Origin of the sequence: Celeribacter baekdonensis, assembly GCF_900102315.1 — a bacterium.
GTDB lineage: Bacteria > Pseudomonadota > Alphaproteobacteria > Rhodobacterales > Rhodobacteraceae > Celeribacter > Celeribacter baekdonensis.
Genome location: NZ_FNBL01000010.1, coordinates 119,462 through 140,096 on the forward strand (window position 1 = coordinate 119,462; position 20,635 = coordinate 140,096).

16 protein-coding genes and 2 pseudogenes are annotated in these 20,635 nt (G+C 57.3%); 8 read left to right on the plus strand and 10 right to left on the minus strand.

Annotated features, from left to right (window positions below; genetic code table 11):
• Nucleotides 1–24: 24 nt before the first annotated feature.
• The 8 genes and pseudogenes from BLT54_RS22275 to BLT54_RS15910 all read right to left on the minus strand — a co-directional run.
• Nucleotides 25–2,644, minus strand: a pseudogene (locus BLT54_RS22275) (Tn3 family transposase); the annotation flags it as partial.
• Between the two features lie 324 nt (nt 2,645–2,968).
• On the minus strand, nt 2,969–4,078 hold the full coding sequence (locus BLT54_RS15880) for an NAD(P)-dependent alcohol dehydrogenase (protein ID WP_074646274.1): 1,110 nt from the start codon (nt 4,076–4,078) through the stop codon (nt 2,969–2,971).
• A complete protein-coding gene (locus BLT54_RS15885) occupies nt 4,075–5,067 on the minus strand; it encodes a branched-chain amino acid ABC transporter permease (RefSeq protein WP_074646275.1) in 993 nt (330 codons plus the stop codon). Before BLT54_RS15885 ends, BLT54_RS15880 begins: the two co-directional genes overlap by 4 nt.
• A gap of 9 nt (nt 5,068–5,076) precedes the next feature.
• Nucleotides 5,077–5,940 (minus strand): branched-chain amino acid ABC transporter permease, encoded by an 864-nt coding sequence (locus tag BLT54_RS15890; protein WP_074646276.1) that lies wholly within the window; start codon nt 5,938–5,940, stop codon nt 5,077–5,079.
• Between the two features lies 1 nt (nt 5,941).
• The gene (locus BLT54_RS15895; RefSeq protein WP_074646277.1) at nt 5,942–6,643 is read right to left on the minus strand and encodes an ABC transporter ATP-binding protein; all 702 of its coding nucleotides are present in this window, start codon (nt 6,641–6,643) and stop codon (nt 5,942–5,944) included.
• The gene (locus BLT54_RS15900) at nt 6,640–7,353 is read right to left on the minus strand and encodes an ABC transporter ATP-binding protein (RefSeq protein WP_074646278.1); all 714 of its coding nucleotides are present in this window, start codon (nt 7,351–7,353) and stop codon (nt 6,640–6,642) included. Before BLT54_RS15900 ends, BLT54_RS15895 begins: the two co-directional genes overlap by 4 nt.
• A gap of 21 nt (nt 7,354–7,374) precedes the next feature.
• A complete protein-coding gene (locus BLT54_RS15905; RefSeq protein ID WP_074646279.1) occupies nt 7,375–8,658 on the minus strand; it encodes an ABC transporter substrate-binding protein in 1,284 nt (427 codons plus the stop codon).
• Between the two features lie 163 nt (nt 8,659–8,821).
• Nucleotides 8,822–9,580: an IclR family transcriptional regulator gene (locus BLT54_RS15910; protein ID WP_074646280.1), complete on the minus strand. Its 759-nt coding sequence runs from the start codon at nt 9,578–9,580 to the stop codon at nt 8,822–8,824.
• A gap of 268 nt (nt 9,581–9,848) precedes the next feature.
• Here BLT54_RS15910 and BLT54_RS15915 point away from each other — a divergent pair, with 268 nt between their 5' ends.
• The 8 genes from BLT54_RS15915 to BLT54_RS15950 all read left to right on the plus strand — a co-directional run bounded on the left by BLT54_RS15915 (nt 9,849) and on the right by BLT54_RS15950 (nt 17,932).
• Nucleotides 9,849–10,700 (plus strand): VOC family protein, encoded by an 852-nt coding sequence (locus BLT54_RS15915; RefSeq protein ID WP_074646281.1) that lies wholly within the window; start codon nt 9,849–9,851, stop codon nt 10,698–10,700.
• 15 nt (nt 10,701–10,715) lie between these two features.
• A complete protein-coding gene (locus tag BLT54_RS15920; RefSeq protein WP_074646282.1) occupies nt 10,716–11,573 on the plus strand; it encodes a fumarylacetoacetate hydrolase family protein in 858 nt (285 codons plus the stop codon).
• Between the two features lies 1 nt (nt 11,574).
• Nucleotides 11,575–13,224, plus strand: a complete 1,650-nt coding sequence (locus BLT54_RS15925) for a bifunctional 3-(3-hydroxy-phenyl)propionate/3-hydroxycinnamic acid hydroxylase (RefSeq protein WP_074646283.1) — start codon at nt 11,575–11,577, stop codon at nt 13,222–13,224.
• Between the two features lie 21 nt (nt 13,225–13,245).
• Nucleotides 13,246–14,217 carry a TRAP transporter substrate-binding protein gene (locus BLT54_RS15930; RefSeq protein WP_074646284.1) on the plus strand — a complete coding sequence of 324 codons (972 nt, stop codon included), beginning with the start codon at nt 13,246–13,248 and terminating at the stop codon, nt 14,215–14,217.
• 58 nt (nt 14,218–14,275) lie between these two features.
• Complete coding sequence (locus tag BLT54_RS15935; protein WP_074646285.1) at nt 14,276–14,782, plus strand: TRAP transporter small permease; 507 nt, start codon at nt 14,276–14,278, stop codon at nt 14,780–14,782.
• The gene (locus tag BLT54_RS15940; protein ID WP_083351860.1) at nt 14,779–16,050 is read left to right on the plus strand and encodes a TRAP transporter large permease; all 1,272 of its coding nucleotides are present in this window, start codon (nt 14,779–14,781) and stop codon (nt 16,048–16,050) included. Before BLT54_RS15935 ends, BLT54_RS15940 begins: the two co-directional genes overlap by 4 nt.
• 79 nt (nt 16,051–16,129) lie before the next feature.
• Complete coding sequence (locus BLT54_RS15945; RefSeq protein ID WP_074646295.1) at nt 16,130–17,578, plus strand: aldehyde dehydrogenase family protein; 1,449 nt, start codon at nt 16,130–16,132, stop codon at nt 17,576–17,578.
• A 165-nt stretch (nt 17,579–17,743) separates the two neighbouring features.
• On the plus strand, nt 17,744–17,932 hold the full coding sequence (locus BLT54_RS15950; protein WP_143026855.1) for a transposase: 189 nt from the start codon (nt 17,744–17,746) through the stop codon (nt 17,930–17,932).
• 33 nt (nt 17,933–17,965) lie between these two features.
• On the opposite strand, the pseudogene BLT54_RS15955 reads toward BLT54_RS15950, so the two are convergent.
• Nucleotides 17,966–18,169, minus strand: a pseudogene (locus BLT54_RS15955) (integrase core domain-containing protein); the annotation flags it as partial.
• A gap of 562 nt (nt 18,170–18,731) precedes the next feature.
• Nucleotides 18,732–19,898 (minus strand): DNA repair exonuclease, encoded by a 1,167-nt coding sequence (locus BLT54_RS15960; RefSeq protein ID WP_074646286.1) that lies wholly within the window; start codon nt 19,896–19,898, stop codon nt 18,732–18,734.
• Nucleotides 19,899–20,635 lie beyond the last annotated feature (737 nt).

A 20,635-nucleotide genomic window follows, 5' to 3' on the forward strand; every position in this document is an offset into this window, starting at 1 on the left:
CTTTGGGTAGGAGGCCAGATCGTATCATAAGGCGTTCTCCCTGATCTTTGCCCATCGATATTCGCCTGTGAGAAGGATGTGAGCCCATCCGAGTGGTGAGATGTGCGCGAGGAGGTCTGGTGGGCAGCCGAGCCGGGCCCTGCGGCGGGCGGCGACGGCGACGGCGTGGCCGAGATGCTTGGTATTCCAGTAGATGACGATGGCGACGAGCAGGTTGAAACCAGCCATACGGCAATGCTGCCTCTCGGCAGTACGGTCGAGGATTTCACCCTGCCGCCCGATACGCAGGGCGTTCTTGAGGGCGTGGTGCGCCTCGCCCTTGTTCAACCCGATTTGAGCGCGGCGCTGCATATCGGTGTCGAGCAGCCATTCGATGATGAAGAGCGTGCGCTTGATGCGTCCGATTTCGTGCAAGGCGATGGCCAGATCATGCTGCTGGGGATAGGCTGCGAACTTTCGTAGAAGCTGGCTTGGCGACATGATCTCGGCGACCATCGTGGCGGCACTACGCAGGATATCGAGCCAGTTGGCGATGATGGTTCCTTCCCTGACCTTGCCGCCGATGAGGGATTTCAGCTCTTTGGGCATGATGTTCGGATCGAAGACATTGAGCCGCTTTGACTGCAGGTCTCGAATGCAAGGAATGAACCGATAGTCGAGCAAGGCCGTCACGGCGAAGACGTGGTCGGTGAAGCCACCGGTATCAGCATACTGTTCCCTAATTTTCTTTCCCGTCTCGTTCATCAGCAACCCGCCGAGAATGTAGGGCGCTTCGTTCACCGTGGCCGGGATGGTCTGGGTGGCAAAAGGTCCAAACCGGTCGGAGACGTGAGTGTACGCCTTCAATCCGGGGTCATTGCCGTATTTCGCATTCACGAGGTTCATCGCCTCACCCTGCCGCCCGGCGGGAAAGAGCTGGCCATCGCTGGATGCGGTATCCCCTGCTCCCCAGAACTGCGCCATGGGCAATTTCGCCTGTCCTTCGATCATTGTCGCCAGCGCCCGGTTGATGGGTTCGCTTTCAACATGCCAGCGCGACAGGCGAGAGAGCTGGAAATAATCGTGGGTGTTTGCTGCTTCGGCCATTTTGCTCAAACCGAGATTGACCCCGTCGCCGAGAAGGACGTTCAGCAATCCGATCTTGTCCTTGCAGGGCGCGTCGGTTCGCAGGTGGGCGAAGGCATCGGCAAAGCCCGTATCCGCTTCGACTTCCAGCATGATGTCGGTGATCCGCGCATCCGGCATGCGGCGATAAAGATCCAGTACTAACTCATCGGCCTCGTCCGGGACGTTGGCGGCCAACCGCTCGGTTTTCAGGATGCCGTCGATAATGGGGCCGCCGGGGATTGCACCAGCCTTGGCGGCCTTTGCCAACCGGTCCAGCCCCGTGCTCATGCATGCCTTACGGTCTTCCAACCAATCCACCGCAGGGTTGAAAGGGGCGGTCAGTTTCGGCATGGCCTGCACCGCTGCAATAGGCACCGGTGCTTCCTTCAGATCGCCATGGCGCCGGGACTGGGCCAACCAGATATCCCCAGACCGGAAGGCATTGCGCAGGTGGGACAACTCCGCAACTTCCCAGAGCTTTTGATCACCGGCCTCCTGCATCTTCAGATGACGGTGCCATTTTGAGCGTGGGCCAAGAAAGCCCGTCGGGCGGTCCGCCCGCCTCGATCAACGGTCTCGCCACCGGTGCAGCGCTGATCTGAAGCTCTTCGAGCATACGTGGCGCATAGCGACGGAAACGATGATAGCCCTGTGCAACATGAGTGAGCGGATTTGCCTCCATGGTGTCGGTCAGGCGGGCAGAATGCGCCAGCCTTTCGAGGTCTTTCCAGCCACAGCTATCCGCGACCGCCTCTTCCAACGGTGCTTCATCATCTCGCACCCAATCAGGGCCGCACCCAGAGTGAAAAATGCCTGTAAAGCGTCCTGTACGGATGCTCTTGCATCGGTGATCTTGACGTCGCAAAGGCGTTTCGCCTCGCGCCAAGTCTTTCCCAAGATCCGGTCATGGGTTTCTCGACCGTGTCGGCGATGGCGGAACGCCACTCCACCGCACACACCGCAAGAATGGCATGACGGCGGTCACCGGATATATCCTGCAGCCCGTCCGTGAGGTAGCGCTCACCCCGACGGCGAAGCTGGGTAATTCTATGGGGTGCAATGTCGGCCAGGCAATCGGCATTTACGCCTATCTTCTGCAGGCATTCCAGCCGCTCCAGCAGACGGTTCATATCGGCAGAATTATTACCGACCTCGAACCGGCGCGACCAGATGAACCGGCTCACTCTTCCCTCTACAGAATCCGCCAGTAATTCGTCGAGGCGAGCGCGCGCGTCTCAATCCGGCGCTCAGCGGCGGCCAAAGTATCTGCACATAGCCGCTCAATGCGCGAGATGCCGGGAAGGATGGTTTGTGTCCGGCGGCATTGCTTGGCGAACTGGCGCACCAAGTCTGCACTCGATACCGCTGCTTCCGCTTCATCATCCAACCAGGCCTTCAAGTCGTGGACCCGTCGTCCGGAGAGCATCCGGTATCCGTCGTCGCCATTAGCGGCATGACTTTCGAACTCGAAACGCCGCATGGTCGCATGCTGGCAGGCATCGTCCAATTCGAGCGCGACCTCATCAGCGAGCGCACGAAGCTACCGCTGGATCGCACGGGATCTCGCCATCAGAAAAATACAATCCTCGACATCATGAAGCGATCCCGCGAAAAATCCTTATGATACGATCTGGCCCCCTATCCAAAGCGACCCCTCAAGGCCTCGGGCTATGACAGGTTTGGTGGCAAGATTGGGATTCCCCTATGTTGGCCCCCCGCTGATATAGAGGCAGCTTGCACGCTTTGGGGTGTGATCAATTGAGCACAAAGACCATACCCACGAGACTGCAACAGCGTTCTAAGGCGCTTTATCTCATCTCCTGTATGCTTTGAAAGCTCTCGCACAGCTTAAAATGCGGGCTTAGTTTTGTGCATGAAAGCGAATGATCGGCTTGATCGTCGCGCCAGATTTACTGTCGGCCAACGCCTGTTCCAATTGATCTATTTCGTAAAACTGGCAGATCTTATCAAAAGGAAATCGCCCCTCCATGTAAAGATCAACAAGTTTTGAGATAAACGCCTGTGCGTCGTGGCTTTCGCCTTCGATGATGCCTTTGACACTACGCCCGGCTAACAGAAAGGTCGGATTGATTGGCACTTCAAGAGCCGGATCAACGCCCGCAAGCCAACCGCAGGAACCACGCGGAGCCGTGGCGGCCAGCGCCTGTTGCATGACGGTGGGAACGCCGCTTGTGTCCAGCGAGCGCAACACACCGCCCTCGGTCACACTTTGAATAAAGGCGACGGGATCTCCCGTGCGGCTATTGAACACATGGGTCGCGCCAAAATCGCGGGCCATCTCAAGCCGCTCTTCGGAAATGTCGACCGCAATGATCGTGGGCGCGCCCGCCACATGCGCCGCCATGACGGCACTCAGCCCCACGGCCCCTGCCCCGAAGACGGCAAAATCCGTTTGCTCCGTGACCCCCAGCGCATTGAACACAGCCCCTGCCCCGGTCTGAATGCCGCAAGCGAGTGGCCCGAGCAGCTCAAGCGGCGCGTCTTTGCGCACCTTGATCACATTGCGATCATAACACAGCGCATAGGTGGCCAGAGAGGATTGGCCAAAGAAACTACCATGAACGATCTCATTTTTCGCGTCATGCAGCGTCGAACTTCCATCAGGTCGATCACCGAGGAAACACCGCTCCACCGCGTGATGACAATAGGTGTGATCGTGATCCCGACAGGCCCGGCAGTCATCGCAATAATCATAGGTCAGCACCACATGATCACCCGGTGCGACCTTGGTCACGCCCGCACCCACCGCCGCGACAATGCCCGCCCCTTCGTGCCCGGGCACCATCGGCAGGCGCGCCGGCAGGAGTTGCGTGATGGCGGACAGGTCCGTGTGACAAATCCCGGTCGCGACCACACGCACAAGGATTTCATTGTCGCGCGGCGTGTCGAGATCAAGGATTTCGTAGACGAGCTTTCCGGACTCGCGCGCGACAGCAGCTTGAATTTTCATCGCAGGTCTCCGGTTTTGGGATCATGTGTCAAAGGAATAAGATCGCACCCAAGTTTGCGCCGCGCCAATCCCCACAGACCTTTGGGGGCAAAGAGGACAACAACAATGGAAATCGCCCCGAGTGTGATCAGGTAGAGCGTGCCGTAGTCCTGAAGCACTTCGCGCAGAAGAAAGAACACTAGGGTGCCGATGATCGGCCCTTCGAGGCTCCCCAACCCGCCGATCACGACGATGAACAACACATAGATGGTCCAATCGAGCATCGAAAACGAGGCGACATGGGAAATCCGTCCCTTTTGCAGCGTGATGAGCACACCAACGAGACCAACCATCGGAGCCGCGAGGATAAAGCTCGCCGCACGCACAAGGCGGGTGTTCACTCCCGCAACGGCGGCACCCTCTTCGCTGTCACGCAACGCGGCAAGGCCAAGGCCGATCCGCGAGCGCATTAAGGCCCAAATCAAACCAAAAGCCAGAACCGCCATGCCCAGGACGAGAATGTAGATCGTCGAAAGCCGCTCCGGCGCGCGCACGCCCAAACTGCGCAACAGGCTCGTCGGGAGGCTCGCCCCCGACCCGCCGCCAAAGCCCGGAAGGCGGCTCGCGATCAGCATCAAAGTTTCGGCAACAACCCAGCTCCCAACCGCAAGATATGCGGTGCGCAGCCGGTAAAGCATGGCGTAAACCGCAATACCACACACCAAGGTCACCGCCATTGCGGCGGACAAAGCCACGGCCATGTGCCACCCTGCCAGCATGGCAAAGCCATAAAACGCATAGGCTCCGATCCCAACAAAAGCATGTTGGCCGATCACCATCACGTTGCCATAGCCGGCCACGAGATTCCAAAGCATCGCCAAGGTCAGCATGGTCAGCGCCTGTGTCAAAAGCACAAGCATCGCCGGAGAAAAAAGGACGGGCGCGGCACAGAGGCCAATCAGCCCGAGAGCCAATGCGATACGGCCGAAAAGAACGAGTCCGGATGTCATGGTGTCACCTTACGTCTTCGGGAAAAGGCCCTGAGGGCGGGCGAGGAAAAGGATGAGAAAGACGATGTGACCGGCAAGCACCTGATAGGCGCTGTCGACCATACCGCCGAAGGTTTGCGCCAAGGCGATGATGATCCCGCCCACGAGCACGCCCCAGAAACTGCCAAGCCCGGCCAACACGACGACCTCGAAGGCGATCAAAAGCCGGCTTGACCCAGAGGAGGGATCAAAGTTGGTCCAGATCGACATCAAGCCGCCGGAGACCGCTTCGGTGATCCCGACCAGCGCCATAGCGATGGCCATCAGACCCGCAACTTTGAGACCAACAAGACGCGCCGCTTCGGGGGCATCCGCGATGGCGCGGATTTTGACACCCAGACCGGTGCGATACAAAAGCTGTTCAAGCCCCGCAATCAACACACAGGCCGTGGCAAAAATGATCAGGGGGAGAACCCCGATATTGATATTGCCGAAGAGATGCAGCGAGGCGAGTTCGATGCCGCCCGCCGTCACCTTGCGCGTATCGGCGCCATAAATCCCCAAAAGCCCGTTTTGCAGGATAACCGACAGCCCGAAAGTGATCAGGATGATCTGTAGCTCGTTCTGACTGGCCGCACGTTGAAACAGCCCATATTGCAAAAGCCACCCCATCCCCGCCCCGATCGGGATCAAAAGTGCAAAGGCAATCGGCGCAGGCAAACCGAGACTTTCGGTCAGTGTCAGCATCAAGAACGACATAGCCACGATGAGGTCGCCATGGGCGACGTTGATGAATTTCAAAACACCAACAGAAATCGCCAGGCCAAGGGCGAAAATAGCGTAAAGACCGCCTAAGAGGCTGGCCTGAATGATCTGGTCGAGAAGGCCTGTCATATCAGTCTCCGAAATAGCTGGCGGCGATTTGTGCGCGGGTGACATCGGCCGGACGCCCAGCCAGCGAAATGCGGCCTTCGAGCATACAGACAAAATGATCTGCCATCGCGAGAGAGCGGGAGATGTCCTGTTCGACAAGGATCATACTGAGTCCGCGATCCCGAATGCGGGGCAAAACCTCGTAAATATCGCCGATGATCTTTGGCGATAGCCCAAGGCTGATTTCATCGAACAACACCAAACGCGGGTTCATCATCAGGGCGCGACCGATGGCAACCATCTGTTGCTGACCACCGGAGAGTTGCCGGGCGAACTGCTTGCGCCGCTCCAAGAGCACGGGGAAAATCGCGTACACATCTTTGAGGCCAATCGGCCCCGGACGCCCCGTATAGGCTCCGATCATTAGGTTTTCTTCGACCGTCAAATTGGGAAACAGGCGACGTCCCTCTGGCACCAAGGCAATGCCGGAGGCAATCCGGTCGGGGGTCGAACATTTTGACATATCCTCTCCGTCAAAACGCATCTCGCCGGTGATCCGCGGCACCTGTCCGATGATCGCGCGCAGGGTCGAACTTTTGCCCGCCCCATTCGCCCCGATCAGCGACACGATTTCGCCCTCCTGACAGGTGATGTTGATGCCATGCACCGAATGAAACGCACCGTAAAATACGTTCAAATCACGCAATTCCAAAAGAGCGCTCATGCCTCCACCCCCAGATAGAGGTTGCGCACCTTTGGGTCGGCCATGACCTCTTCGGGCGTGCCGTTTGCGATCAACGACCCTTCGGCCAAAACCACCAGCCGTGTTGCCACACGGATCAACGCATGAACGATATGTTCAATCCAGACGATGGTGACGCCCTCGGCTTTGATCGTATCGAGAATATCCAAAAGCGCACCGCACTCGCTGTCAGTCAACCCGCCAGCAATTTCATCGAGCAACAAAAGATCGGGATTTGTCCCAAGCGCCTTGGCGAGTTCGAGCCTTTTGAGATCCAGAAGCGGCAGTTCCCCCGCCGGGACGCGCGCCCGATGGGACAGATGGCACAGATCAAGAATGCGATTGACCTCGGGGCGGGCCGCCGCAACGCTTTGCCGCCCGGCCTGTGTCGCACTGACCAGCACATTTTCGAATACGGACAGATGCCCGAAAGGATGCGGCACCTGAAAGGTCCGACCAATACCGTCCCGCACGCGAGTCCATGGGTTGGCCTTGGTGATGTCCACTCCGTTCAGCCGTATGATCCCATTCGTCGGACGCAAATTGCCGGAAATGAGGTTGAACAGAGTGCTTTTCCCGGCCCCGTTGGGGCCGAGAATACCTAACACTTCGCCACGCGCCACCGACAGGTCGACCCCGTCGATGACCTTGAGCGCGCCGAAATGTTTCTTGAGATGAGAAACTTCGAGCATGTCGAATATGGTCCTGTGCGATCAGCTGTAGGGGATCGGGAACGGCGCACGCGCAATGGGCACGGTGGGATGAAAACTGTTTTCAACCACGGCCATGTCATAGGGGAACTGATAGTCCTCCGGTGCCTTGACCCATTGCACCGATACAAGGCCGAGCTTGGCACTGTTGGGCACTGGTCCGTTTGAAAAGTCGATCAGGCCACAGATCGTGTCGAGTTTGGTCGCGGCCAAAGCGTCACGTACACTGTCAGGGTCATCGAGGTCCGTTGCACGGCGCAGCGTATCGATAAGCACCTCGAACATCGCATGGCGCGACCCCACACCTGCGGTCCATTGCCGTCCAGTCTCCACCTCATAGCGGCGTGCAGTGTCAAAGGCGCTGGTGCCATCGAGAGACGAGACATACGGGAAATCAGGGGTCCACCAGATCGGCACGGACACCCCCACGGCCTTTTCACCCAAAGGCTGAACAGAGGCCGGATATTCCGAGGATTTGCCAGCAATCACCGCTTTTGGCTGAAAGGCCTGCTGGGCGCATTGGCTCCAGAACAGGGTGAAATCCGGCGGCGGCATGATGCCTTGGACGATGTCCACACCGCTGTCACGGAATTTTGCAATCTGGGTCGAGAAACTCGAAGTCGGAAGATCGAACCGCCCCGGATCAACGATGGAATACCCTTTGGCCCCAAAGCCCTCAGTGAAAGCCTTGGACAGCACAACGCCATCGGCATCGTTGGGCCAAAGCCCGCCCACGGTGCCCCCTGGCGCGATCTTGTCCATAAAGGCAAGCATCGCCCCGGAGTAGGTCGCAACATCGAAAAAGGCGCAGTAAGTGTAATCGAAACCGGTCTCAGGATCGCCGCTCCGACCAAAGAACCACGGTTCAATCGGCAGATCGGAGGCCAGACATGGCACACCATTCAGTTCACATTGATCCGAGGCGGGGTTGGCATTTTCGGGCCCGCCATAACACAGCACCACATCGACGCCCTCGGACAAGATCAAGTCCTGTGTGACCTCGGCAGCGCGGTTGGGATTCGACTGGGTGTCGCGTTCCACGATCTCAAGCGGGTATGTCACACCGCCATTTTCGATCACACCGCCCGTTGCCGCCAAAATGCGGGACATCACGAATTCGGTGGGTTCCGCAAAAGCGGCCATCGGGCCGGTTTTGGGTGAGACAACACCGATTTTAAGGGCGCGACCGGCGGCAAAGGCCGGACGGATGGACGGGCCGGTAATCGTAGCGGCAACAGCGCATGCACCGCCAAGCAGCGCCGCGCGCCGCGTGGGTCTAAATGTCATTGTAATCCTCCCAATACGACTCGTTTTAAGTTTGTGCGTTTCAGAGTCGCACTGTTAGGATTTGCAAAAAATAATTTATTAGTCAAACATAAAATACCAAATTTATCGAAATACGATAATATTGATAAATTAGAGTTTTGATTTTTGACATTCAAAGCCGAAACTAGGGGATGTGAGCGCCTGGCACAGAAAGCTCTGCCATAAAGCCTTCGATCATTCGTGCTGTAGAAGAAAGGGCAGCGTAAATGTGCGGTCGAATTTCAGTGGTGAGGTTGTGTTGCTCGATGATGACGGACAGCGAGGCATTGATGCCCAAATCCGTGCTGCGCACCGGCGCGGCAATTCCAACCAACCCGGGATCGACCTGTCCATGGGTCTCGCTGATGCCGATTTTACGGATGCCGGTGAATTCCGCGTAAAGTGTATCGGCATCTTTGGGCGCGTCGGACGCCTCTGACACCAGTTTCATGATCTGACGTTTCGGCAAGGTCGAAAGTACCGCCATCGAAGTCGCGCCGCGTAGCAATGGCATGGGGCGCCCAAGCTCGTAACTGGTGGCAAAACTCGCGGTGTTGGCGCGCTCTTCTGCGACACACATCACGGTCTTGCCATACAGGCGAGCCAAAATCGTGGTGCACGGACAAGGAATTTGTCCCAGCAGAGGCCGAAGAAATTTTGCCCCCGAAAGCACCAAAGGGTCAGTCAACCGAAGCCGACGATAATACTCAACGAAAAACGGGCCGAGCCGGTATCGGGATTCAACCGTGCTTTCCAAAAAATCCGCCGCAACCATCTCCCGGATCAGCCGATAAAGCGTACTGGCAGAAGTATCCAAGGCCGCCGAAATGTCGGCGACGGTCCAGGCCGGGTGCTCTTCATCGAACAAGGCAAGAATCCGTGTATAGCGCGTAATTCCCATCATCTTTCTGACCGTCCTGTCTACATTCTGCTATGTCTTTTGTTTTTCTTTTATCGATAGAACTGGAAAATAAACAATCCACAAATCCCGAATCTTAAGATTCGCATCTTTTGTGCATAGCCAGAACTTGATTCTAGCTATGCTCCGCACATTCTACGGAAAAGTTTTCATAAATTACTTATTTTATCGTTATTTGATAAAATATTAAAAAATAACTTGTCATTTTACTCCAAATGAACAATCAATTACAAAATACAAACGGGAGGATATAATGTCGCACAATGCTGTTCAGGCGGGGGCTTATTTGCACCACGTCGCCTTCGAGAGCTCCGACCCGGAGCGTCTCGCCAATTTTTACGCCGCCAATATGGACATGGACGTCGAAAAGATTTCTGACACCGAGTTCCGCTGCTCCGGCCCAATGCGCCGTTTCGTGGCGGTGAAAGGCCAAGACAAAAAACTCGCCTATGCAGGGCTGGCGTATCGCAACGCCGAGGTGCTTGCCGCACAGCGGACACAGGCCGAAGCGAACGGGGTTGAAATCCTTGACAACGTATCTCCCTATTTCGAGGACGGTGCATTCGCTGTGCGTGACAATGACGGTCATCTGATCTGTTTCGGGATCGCCACACGCCGCACCACCGCCTATCTGCCGGAGCGCGACGGCATCCATGCCCCGACCCAACACTTGACCTTTGCCACCCAGCACCTTGAAGGGTTCAAAGAGTTTTATGTCGATAAGCTCGGTTTTTTCCTGTCTGATCGGGTGCTGCATGAAAATGGCGATCTGGCCACCGTCTTCACCACGACGAACCACGAACACCACACCATCGCCTGTTTCAAATCTGATCGCACGGGCGTGGATCACCATTCCTATGAGGCCGCCACTTTTGAGAATATCAAAAAGTTTTGCGACCGCTTCGCCGCCAATGACGTGCTTTTGACTTGGGGGCCGGGGCGTCACGGGCCGGGCAACAACTTGTTCGTGTTCTATACCGACCCGGATGGCAACTGGATCGAAATTTCCGGCGAGTTGGAAACCATCTACGACCGCGAGGTGATCGATTGGCCGCAAGATCCGCGCACGCTTAACAAATGGGGCCGCGCTATTTTGCGCTCGTGATCAGGGGGATCAACAATGAAATTTATCAGCTTCTCCCGTCTGGGCGAAAGCGGCGTAGGCACCGTGGTTCCGGGTGGCATTGTCAATCTCACTAGCAAACTCAGCCCCAAGATCAAAAGTCTCAAAGCGCTGATCGCCGCCGATCTCATGGACGCGGCAACCACCTATGTGGAGGGGCGTGCGCCGGATTTTACCCTTTCGGATGTTACGCTGTTACCCGTGGTCCCGGATGCCGGAAAAATCCTCTGTGTCGGTCTCAACTACGAAACCCATCGGGCGGAAACCAAACGGCCTGACGCTAAATATCCGACCATGTTCACCCGCTATGCCGACAGTCAGATCGCCCATGGTCAACCGATGATCATGCCCTCTGTCTCAGACAGGCTTGATTATGAGGGCGAGATGGCCGTCATAATCGGGCGTGGTGGCCGCAACATTCCCGAAGACAGCGCACTGTCGCATGTGGCGGGCTATGCCTGTTACAATGATGGCACCATCCGCGACTGGCAACGCCACACCCATCAGTTCGGCCCGGGCAAGACCTTTCCCGGCACCGGCGGGTTTGGTCCCTATATGGTGAGTGCCGACGAGGTCGGGGATTACACCAAATTGCCGATCCAGACCCGTCTGAATGGCGAGGTGATGCAGGATGCGACACTGGCCGATCTGATCTTTCCGGTCGCGCGTTTGATTGCCTATATCTCCACTTACACCCCCCTCTCCGCTGGCGATGTCATCGTGACCGGCACCCCCGGCGGAGTGGGGGATCGTCGCGAACCGCCGCTTTATATGAAGCCCGGCGATGTGGTTGAGGTCGAGATCGGGATGCTCGGCACGCTCACCAACCCGATCGCGGCAGAAAGCGCGCTTTGAGATGAAGGGCACATCGCTGGACACCGATATTCTCGTCATCGGCGCGGGCCCCACGGGTCTTTTGCTGACCAATCTTTTGGGCGAAATGGGGATCAATACGATTCTCATCGAGCGCAACGAGACAACCGTAGAGGAGCCGCGCGCGGTGTCCATCGACGACGAGTCCATGCGGGCCTTGCAAGCCGCAGGTCTTGCCACCGAGGTCGCCGCCATCACGGCGAAGGGCTATGGCTCACTGTATCGCGGTCCTTCGGGTCGGCAATTTGCAGCAGTCAAACCCTTTATCAAGGAATACGGGTTCGACAAACGCAACGCCTTTGAACAACCCGAATTTGAATCCACCCTGCGCAGGGCCTTGAACCGTCATCCGTCCGTCGATGCCCGGTTTGGTGTGACCCTGACCGACTTTGAGCAGAGTGCGGATCACATCGCGGTAACGGTAACGGAGGCTGGCGGAACGCGGATGATCCGCACCCGCTACATGGTCGCCGCCGATGGCGGGCGCTCACATGTCCGTAAGGCGCTTGGCATTCAAATGGAAGGCTCCACTTTCGCGGAACCTTGGCTCATCGTCGATCTGGAAACCACGAAAAACCGGTGTTTCCACACCGAAGTTTTCTGCGACCCCCGCCGATCGGCCATCACCCTGCCCGGCCCGCGTGGCATTCGCCGCTATGAGTTCAAACTCAATCCCGGTGAAACGGCGGAAGAGGCCGAACGCACGCCATTTGCTCGCAAACTTCTGTCAGAAACGGGACCAGACGGCGACGAACCGATCCGCCGTCAAAAGGTCTATACGTTCCATGCGCGGATCGCCGAACATTGGCGGGCCGGGCGGGTCTTTTTGGCCGGGGACGCCGCCCATTTGACCCCGCCTTTCGCGGGTCAAGGCATGAACAGCGGCTTGCGCGATGCGCATAATCTGGCATGGAAACTGGCTGAAGCGCTGAACATGACAGACCCCGAGCACCTACTCGACAGCTACCAGACGGAGCGCAAGCCGCACGCTTGGTCGATGATCGAATTGGCGCTCAAGATGGGCAAAATCATGATGCCCGACTCTGTGCTGCGCGGTGTGGCGATCCGCACGGGTTTTCGTCTTTTGGGTCTTTACGGTCCGGCGCGCGATTACGTGGCCCAAATGAAATACAAACCCAAACCGAAGTTCTCCGACGGGTTGATCCGCCCGGTTGCAACCGGTGCTGGTGCCGGAGCTGTGGGCCGTATGATCCCGCAACCCTTGGTCAGTACGCTCAATCGTGAGGAGCGATTGCTGGACACCTGTCTGCCGGATCGGCCTGTTGTGTTGATCTTTGACGAAACGCCGGATTTGGCCATGGATGCAGCCCTCCTTGAGCGTTTGCGCAACGCCGGGGCCGAGGTCATCGGTCTCACACCGGAATGGATGAACCCGGTGGCGGCCTCATTCCCAATCCTGCGCGATCAAAGCCGCTTTTTCTCGCAACAACCATTCCGTGACTGTCTCGGACATGGGCTTTTGTTGCGTCGAGACCGCTATGTGGCGGCGATTGAGCCCATCGGACAGATCGAAAGCCTTTTGCCGATGATTGCACGTTTGACGACCCCGCTCGACACAGCGGACCACCAGTCTGTCGCGACAGAAGAGGAGCTGCGCGCGACGGCCATCTAAAACACCATAAGGGAGGAAAAAATGAAACGCACACACCGACTGATTGCGCCCGCACTGGCGCTGTGTCTTGCTCTTGGAGCAGGCGCGGCGACCGAAGCCAGAGAGCTGAAGCTCTCGACGCCCACCCCCGAACCGCACATCATGACCAAATCCGCGCGCCATATGGCAAAGGCCTTCGCCGCCGTTGGGGCCGATGACACGATTGAGGTTTTCCCGGCCAACAAACTGGGCGATGTGCCGACTGTGCTGTCACTGTTGCAAAGCGGTGCGATTGAATTTGCGATCATCCCGGTGGGCGATCTCGCCAATCGCGATCCCTCATTTCTTGCGTGGTTCCTACCCTATCAATTTGCCACGCTCGAAGAGGCCGGACAGGCGGCCAAAAGCACCCCGGCGCAAGAGATGCTCGCCCGTCTGGACGCACAGGGGATCAAAGGGCTGGGTTATGTCTTTCCTGGCCAACGCCATCTTTTGTCCACCCGCCCCATCACCTCGGTCGCGGAAATGTCTGGGCTAAAAGTCCGCGCCTTTCCCAATGACATTTTCAACGCCTGGTGGCGTGAACTTGGTGCGGCCCCCACGGCCCTGCCCTTACCGGAAATCATGCCCTCTCTGGTCACCGGCGTCATCGACGCGGTCGATGTCGACATCGACATCGTCATGGGGCTTCAGATGCAAAAACAAGCGCCTCATCTTGTGTTGACCAATCACATGGCGTTTCCGGCGGCCATCCTCGCCTCTGGGCGTTGGTGGAACGGCCTAAGCCCAGAGAAACAGGCGCAGGTGTCCAAGATCGTGTCCGAAACCCAAGATTGGGCGATTGCGACCCAGACCACGGGAGAGACCGCGATTTTGGCAAAACTGGCCGCCGATGGGACGGACATCACAACACTCGACGATCCGGTTTTGGCCGAGGCCGGTGAAAAAGTCCGTGACGCCTTTCTTGATCGCGATCCTTTGATCCGTCGCTTTTATGAGGCCAATCAGAACTGAATGCTAAGACGCCCCGGACACAGCGTTCCGGGGCCCTGCTTTTGTTCAGGAGATTTCCATGACATTTCTCAAACTGTTAGACCGCTTTTTGGTGCGTCTTGAACTGACCGTCGCTGTGCTTGCGATGACAGGCGTGGCGGCGATCCTCATCGCACAGGTGATCTTTCGATACCTGCTTCAGTCGCCGCTTTTCTTTGCCGAAGAACTGGCCCTCGTGCTGATGATCATCGCCACCTTTGCAGGCTTTAGTCTTATGGTCGCGGAGGGGCGTTTGATCACCATTGATCTGTTCGGTGGTCGTATTAGCCCGCGCGCACACGCCCGTATCGCATGGGCGATGCGCGGGGTTGTGCTTGTGCTGGCCGCTGCGCTTGCGGTGTTTGCGCTCCGCTATCTCGCGGTGCCGTGGGTTTGGATCGAACGCTCTGCCACGCTGGGTCTGCCGCGTGCGCTGCTCTACGCCATCGTGACAACGGAATTGTGGTTTTTGGTCTTTCACCAGCTTGTTCAGCTTTTACAAACCTGGCCGGGACGCCCCCCCGAACCACAGGGGGGCACAGCATGATCACGCTCGCGGCCTTTTTTATCTTTTTGTGTCTTGGCCTCCCCATCGTCTTTCTGTTGTTGATGGCGGCCATTGTCTTTGCCTGGTCCAACGATGCCTCGATCCTGTTCGACAGTTTCCTTGTGCAATCGGTGAAAGGCGTTGAAGCCAACGGTTTTTTGGCCATCCCGCTGTATATGCTTGTGGGCGAGATCATGAACCGGGGCGGCATCACCGAGCGGCTGATCCGCTCTTCCATGCGCCTTGTCGGGCGGATGCGGGGCGGGTTGGCGTTTGTGAACGTTCTGACCAACGCCTTCGCTGCCGCCATCCTCGGTTCGGCCACCGCCCAGATTGCGATCATGTCGCGCTCTATCGTGCCGGAAATGGAACGTCAGGGGTACAAACGCCCCTTTGCCACCGGGCTGACCGTGGCCACGGGGCTTTTGGGTCCGATCATCCCACCCTCGATGTTGATGATCATTTATGGCGTTTTGGCCTATCAATCGGTGGCCGCTCTGTTCATTGCCGGTCTGATCCCCGGATTGCTTTTGATGTCCGCGTTTTTCGTCACCGTCTGGCTGTCGAAATCGCATTTGCCCGAGGTGGACGAAAGCCGCCTTCCCGGCGGCGCATTGCGCGAGGTCGTTGCAGACGCTTTGCCCGGTCTCATTCCGCTCACAATCATCTCCGGGGTTGTTTCCGGCGCGATGACTCCGACCGAAGCGGGGGCTTTGGCTGCCGTGGTGGCTTTCGTTTTGGCGGCGTTTGTCTATCGACGCCTCGGGATCGAAGACTTTGTACCGACCATGAAAAGTGTCGTCCTGTCGTCGGCCTCCATCATCATGTTGATCGGGTTTGCCACGCTTTTGGGCTGGACCTTGGCCTATGAGGCCGTGCCCGACATGTTGGCGCAGGGGATCGCATCGGTTGCCATTGGCCCCGTGAGCTTTCTCGTGCTGGTGTGCGTGGCCGTGTTCGTGCTCGGCATGTTTCTTGATGGCATCGGCGTGTTGATCGTGACGGTGCCGGTGCTTTTGCCGATTGCGACACAATTCGGCGTCGATCCGGTGCATTTCGGGGTGGTCTTGGCCATTTCAACCTTGACCGGGCTCGTTTCACCGCCCGTTGGACCGGGACTTTACATCGCGATGGAAGCAACGGGACTGAAGATGATGGAGGTTTTCCGTGGCGCTTTGCCGTTTCTTGGCGCCTTCGTCTTGGTGTTGATCATCGTCATCTTGCTCCCCGCCCTCTCCGTTTGGCTGCCTGCGGCGGTCGGTTTATAATCACATAACCCATCACGTCCAAGGAAGCCGGGCGGGATGGCCCCTGCGAAAGGCCAGAGAAAAACACATGGAAACGCACATGACATTGCCAGCTTATGACGGTTTTACCGGACAATTCATCAACGGCCAGTGGGTCTCCGGCACGGCCGGGCGCATGCTTGAGGACCGCAACCCCTATGACAATACGCTGTTGACCGAGATTGCTATGGCCGGGTGTGACGATCTTGATCGCGCCTATGACGCGGCGCGGATTGCGCAGCGCGACTGGGCCATGACCCTGCCGAAAGAGCGGGCCGGGATTTTTCATCGGGCTCTGAGCCTTCTCGACCAGCGCCGCGAAGAAATCATTTCCTGGGTCATTCGCGAATCCGGCTCAACTCGGATGAAAGCCACCGCTGAATTCGAGGCGATCCATGCGGGCATGGCAGAGGCGGCAAGCCTGCCGTATCTGATGCACGGATTGATCATGCCGGTTGACCGCCCCGGCAAAGAGGCGCGGGTGTACCGCAAGCCTGTGGGCGTGATTGGGGTGATCAGCCCATGGAATTTCCCGCTGCATCTGTCAAACCGCTCGGTGGCCCCCGCCATCGCGCTCGGCAATGCGGTCGTGCTCAAACCCGCAAGTGACACGCCGGTGACAGGTGGGCTTTTGTTGGCGAAGATTTACGAAGAGGCTGGCCTGCCCGCGGGTGTGCTCAACGTGGTGATTGGCGCGGGCTCCGAGATCGGAGACGCATTCTGCGCCCATCCGGTGCCGCGCATTATAAGCTTCACCGGCTCCACCGAAGTCGGCCAACGGATCGCCCGTGTTGCCGCTGGGTCGACCCGGCTCAAAAAGCTCGGACTGGAATTGGGTGGCAACGCGCCGCTGGTCATCTTGAATGACGCCGATCTGGGCATGGCGGTCGAGGCCGCGTTGGTCGGGCGGTTCCTGCATTGTGGGCAAATCTGCATGAGCACCAACCGGATCATTGTCGATGCGGCGCTGCATGACGATTTCTTAGAGGCCTATTGCGCCGCCGTGTCCGGGATCAAATACGGTGATCCGAACGCCCCCGACACCATGGTCGGGCCGCTTTGTAACACCGCACAGGTGCAATCCGTTGCCAGCCTGATCGAGTCCGGGCGGCAGCAGGGGTTCGACCTGCGTGTATCCGGCGAGATCGACGGTCGGATCGTTCCGCCCCATGTCTTCGCCAGTGTGACCAATGACTCCCGTCTGGCCCAGACCGAAATTTTCGGCCCCGTCGCGCCAGTGATCTGCGCCGCCAATGAAGCGCAAGCCCTCGCCTTTGCCAATGACACCGAATACGGGCTGTCCAGCGCGATCATCACCGGGGATGAAACGCGCGGCCTGCGCTTTGCCCAAGGGATCGAAGCGGGGATGACGCATATCAACGACATCACGATCCACGACTACCCGCATGTGATGTTCGGTGGCGAAAAAAATTCGGGGCTTGGGCGATTCAACGGTCATTGGATTGTGGAAGAGTTCACCACCGACCATCTGGTCACGGTCCAACGGTGATTTCGATCATTTAACTTCGAACATGCCGTGCCCTATGTAATATAGGGGCGGCAGTGTGATACTGAAGCGCCAAATCGCGTTTCATCCGCTCCCCAAATCTGAAGTGGTCCCAGAAAATCGGACAGTAAGCTAAGGTGTATCCCAAACCTTTGAAGGGATACGAAAATGGCAAAGCGCCGGAACTGTACAGATCAGTTTAAGGCCAAGGTCGCGTTGGAAGCGCTGCGTGGCGACAAAACCGTGCAGGAGATCGCAGCCAAGCATCAATTGCACCCAAATCACGTGAGCACGTGCAAGCGTCTGGCCATCGACGGCATGTCTGATGTATTTTTGGGCGGCAAGCAGAGCGGGTAATCCCCCATTCTCAACAGGGTGCATTCGTAGAAGTCACGCAGCCATTTTCAGTTTCTGGGCAAGAATGATGCCGCCAATGCCCATGTTGGGTCGGTTGTTGTAAGCCCATAACCATTGTGTGGCGTGGTCTTGGGCCTCCTCGATGGTTTCGATGATGTATTGGTCGAGCCATTCATGTCGGACGGTGCGGCTGTGGCGTTCGATATAGGCGTTCTGTTGCAGCTGGCCGGGTTTGATGTCTTTGACGATCTTTTCGCCAGGGCTTTTGCGGATTCCAGATGTCTGTCTCATCTTCCACTCATCAGTGGTTACGATGAGCCCGAAACACTCTCTTAGCAATTTACCCCATTTGGACTCACAAGTGCCAACGACGGACAAAACAGAACCTCATCGAGCCTCTCGGAAGCGAAGCAGCCGTACTCCGGCAAGTGGCAGACATAGCCCGCGCATGTGTTCGAGACTCAGATGATCATCGTCTGGCCACGGTAATGCAGTATTCAGGCCTGAAGCTGCCGTAACCTATGGTGCATTTGAATGGCTACACGCGATCCGAGGCGGGCATCTGACTGACAACATTGGTAAGCAGGGCTGATATCTCGGCAGCGGGCGCGCTCAACTTACCATCGACGTAGTGGAGAAATAACCGTGCCCGTGTTCGTAACGGTAAGACGCCTCGAAGTCAGCGATGTCCTCGTCGGCAGGTTGTACACCTACCTCGTTTCGCGCCTTGTAAGCCCTGACCATGAAATTGAAGACACATGGGTGAAGTTCACAGCCGAACCGTATCAGTGAAAAACAGTCAATCTGGCATGTTCACAACAGTCACCCCTTTGATGGAGTCGCGTGCCAACTCGACCAGATGGGCATGATGCGTGAAGAGGATTGCCTGCCCGTTTGTGCCAATCTCGGCGCAGAGCTGCAGGGCGGCCCGAGCGCGCGTATCGTCGAAGGTTTCCATGATATCGTCCAGGATCATCGGTAGCGGCCCTGGGTCGCGCGCAAAGCTGCGATATCCAGCAAGGCGCAGCGCAAAGTACAACTGGCCCATCGTGCCCGTCGACATCTGTTCAATAGGAACCGTACTGCCATCAGATTGGATACCAACAAGCTTTTCACCTTCCGCCTGGCTCCAGACGTCAACACCAGTCCAGGCGGGGGTGGTCATGGTGACAAAGGCTTCTTCAACATCGCGCAACATGCCACTGCGCCGCTCTTCAGCAAGGCGACGCAGCGCCCCGCGTGCCGCCAGAACCCCGAGCCGAGCCACCGCCGCCTGACGGGCACCGCTCCGGAGTTCCTCGAGCAGTGTCGCCTGTTCGGTTGCGAGATCGCTGCGGTCGGCGGCCTCAAAAGCGTCGCGGTACAGACGGGCACGCTCGAAGGGTGCGTGTATATGCCCGAGGCACCAGAGATCATACCCATACGCCATCAGGTCCCGTTCGGCGCAGGGTGCATAGGGATCATGACCCTGAGCACCGTCAAGCGAGGTATGCATCAGCCCGACGTTGCGCTTGCCCGGCACCGGTCGCGGATAATCGGGAAGAAAGCTCTTTGCCACATGTGCCGCATCAAAGGAGAGGCCATGGAAAGCCGCGCTACCGATCTCGACCGTTGGTGCGCCCTTGTGCAGCAGATGGATGTTCGGCCCCAAATCTCCATGCGCCTTGTGATCTAACAGCGCATCGTGGTTACCCCTGATCAGCACCGTGGGCACACCAGCTTCGGAGGCACGCGCCAATTGGGCAATCAGGAAGGCGCGGGATTTCAGGTCCGGGTAACCATTGTCAAAGATGTCGCCCGCCAGCACCAAAGCATCGACCTGCTCCGAAATCGCCAGGTCGATGATCTCGGCAAAGGTGTCGCGGCTGGTCTGTTTCAGCCGGTCGCCAAGATTGGGGTTGCGTAGCGCCACGGATCGGATGGGTGATCCGAGGTGAATGTCAGCTGAAACGAGAAAGCGCATCATTTTCCGTCCGTGTTTCCGCGAAAGATGCGGTTTTTCTTTGATACATCACAATAGCTATCAGTTGCTATTGAACATGTCTTTGTTCCTCAATTTGGCCGCCGCCTCTTAGCGCAGTTCGGTGGTGCCGCCCTCCTGCATCCCGATCGATGTTCGCAAGTATGTAAAACTGATAATCGTGAGTGCAATGTAATTTGAATTTTGGCAGCATGCCTAATAGGGCTTCCCTTAGGTTTGGGCCTGATCAACAAATGCATACATATAGAATTTTAAGTGATGGCTAATATGGCTGAAAACAGATCAAGGTTAGTTCGTATGTTTGTTCGTAACATTGGCTGCATTGGAAACGAAGGCGTCAGTATTGCCCTCGATGATGTTGTCTGCATCGTTGGCCGAAATAATTCTGGAAAATCGACTCTTGCATGAGGAAATTACATTTTCAAGTCCTTTTCTTTCTGTGCAACGCTGGTTTGGCTCCTCGATTATGCTCACTCCAGTGGCATCGACTTGCATACGGTGGGCGTGCTGCCCGAACCAAATTTCCGTTCACGTTCCCGGAATGGAGCCGCCTTGGTTGGGACCAAACTTCTACAGGGTTTGTGAAGACCATCAATCTTCTCGGTCACTCAACCATCCGGCGTTGCGCGTTATTCTGAAGTTTCAGTATCCCGTATTACACCTCCGCCTTCAGAACCGCGCCAGACGGGACAAGTCCCGTTTCCACATATCGCCACAAGGCC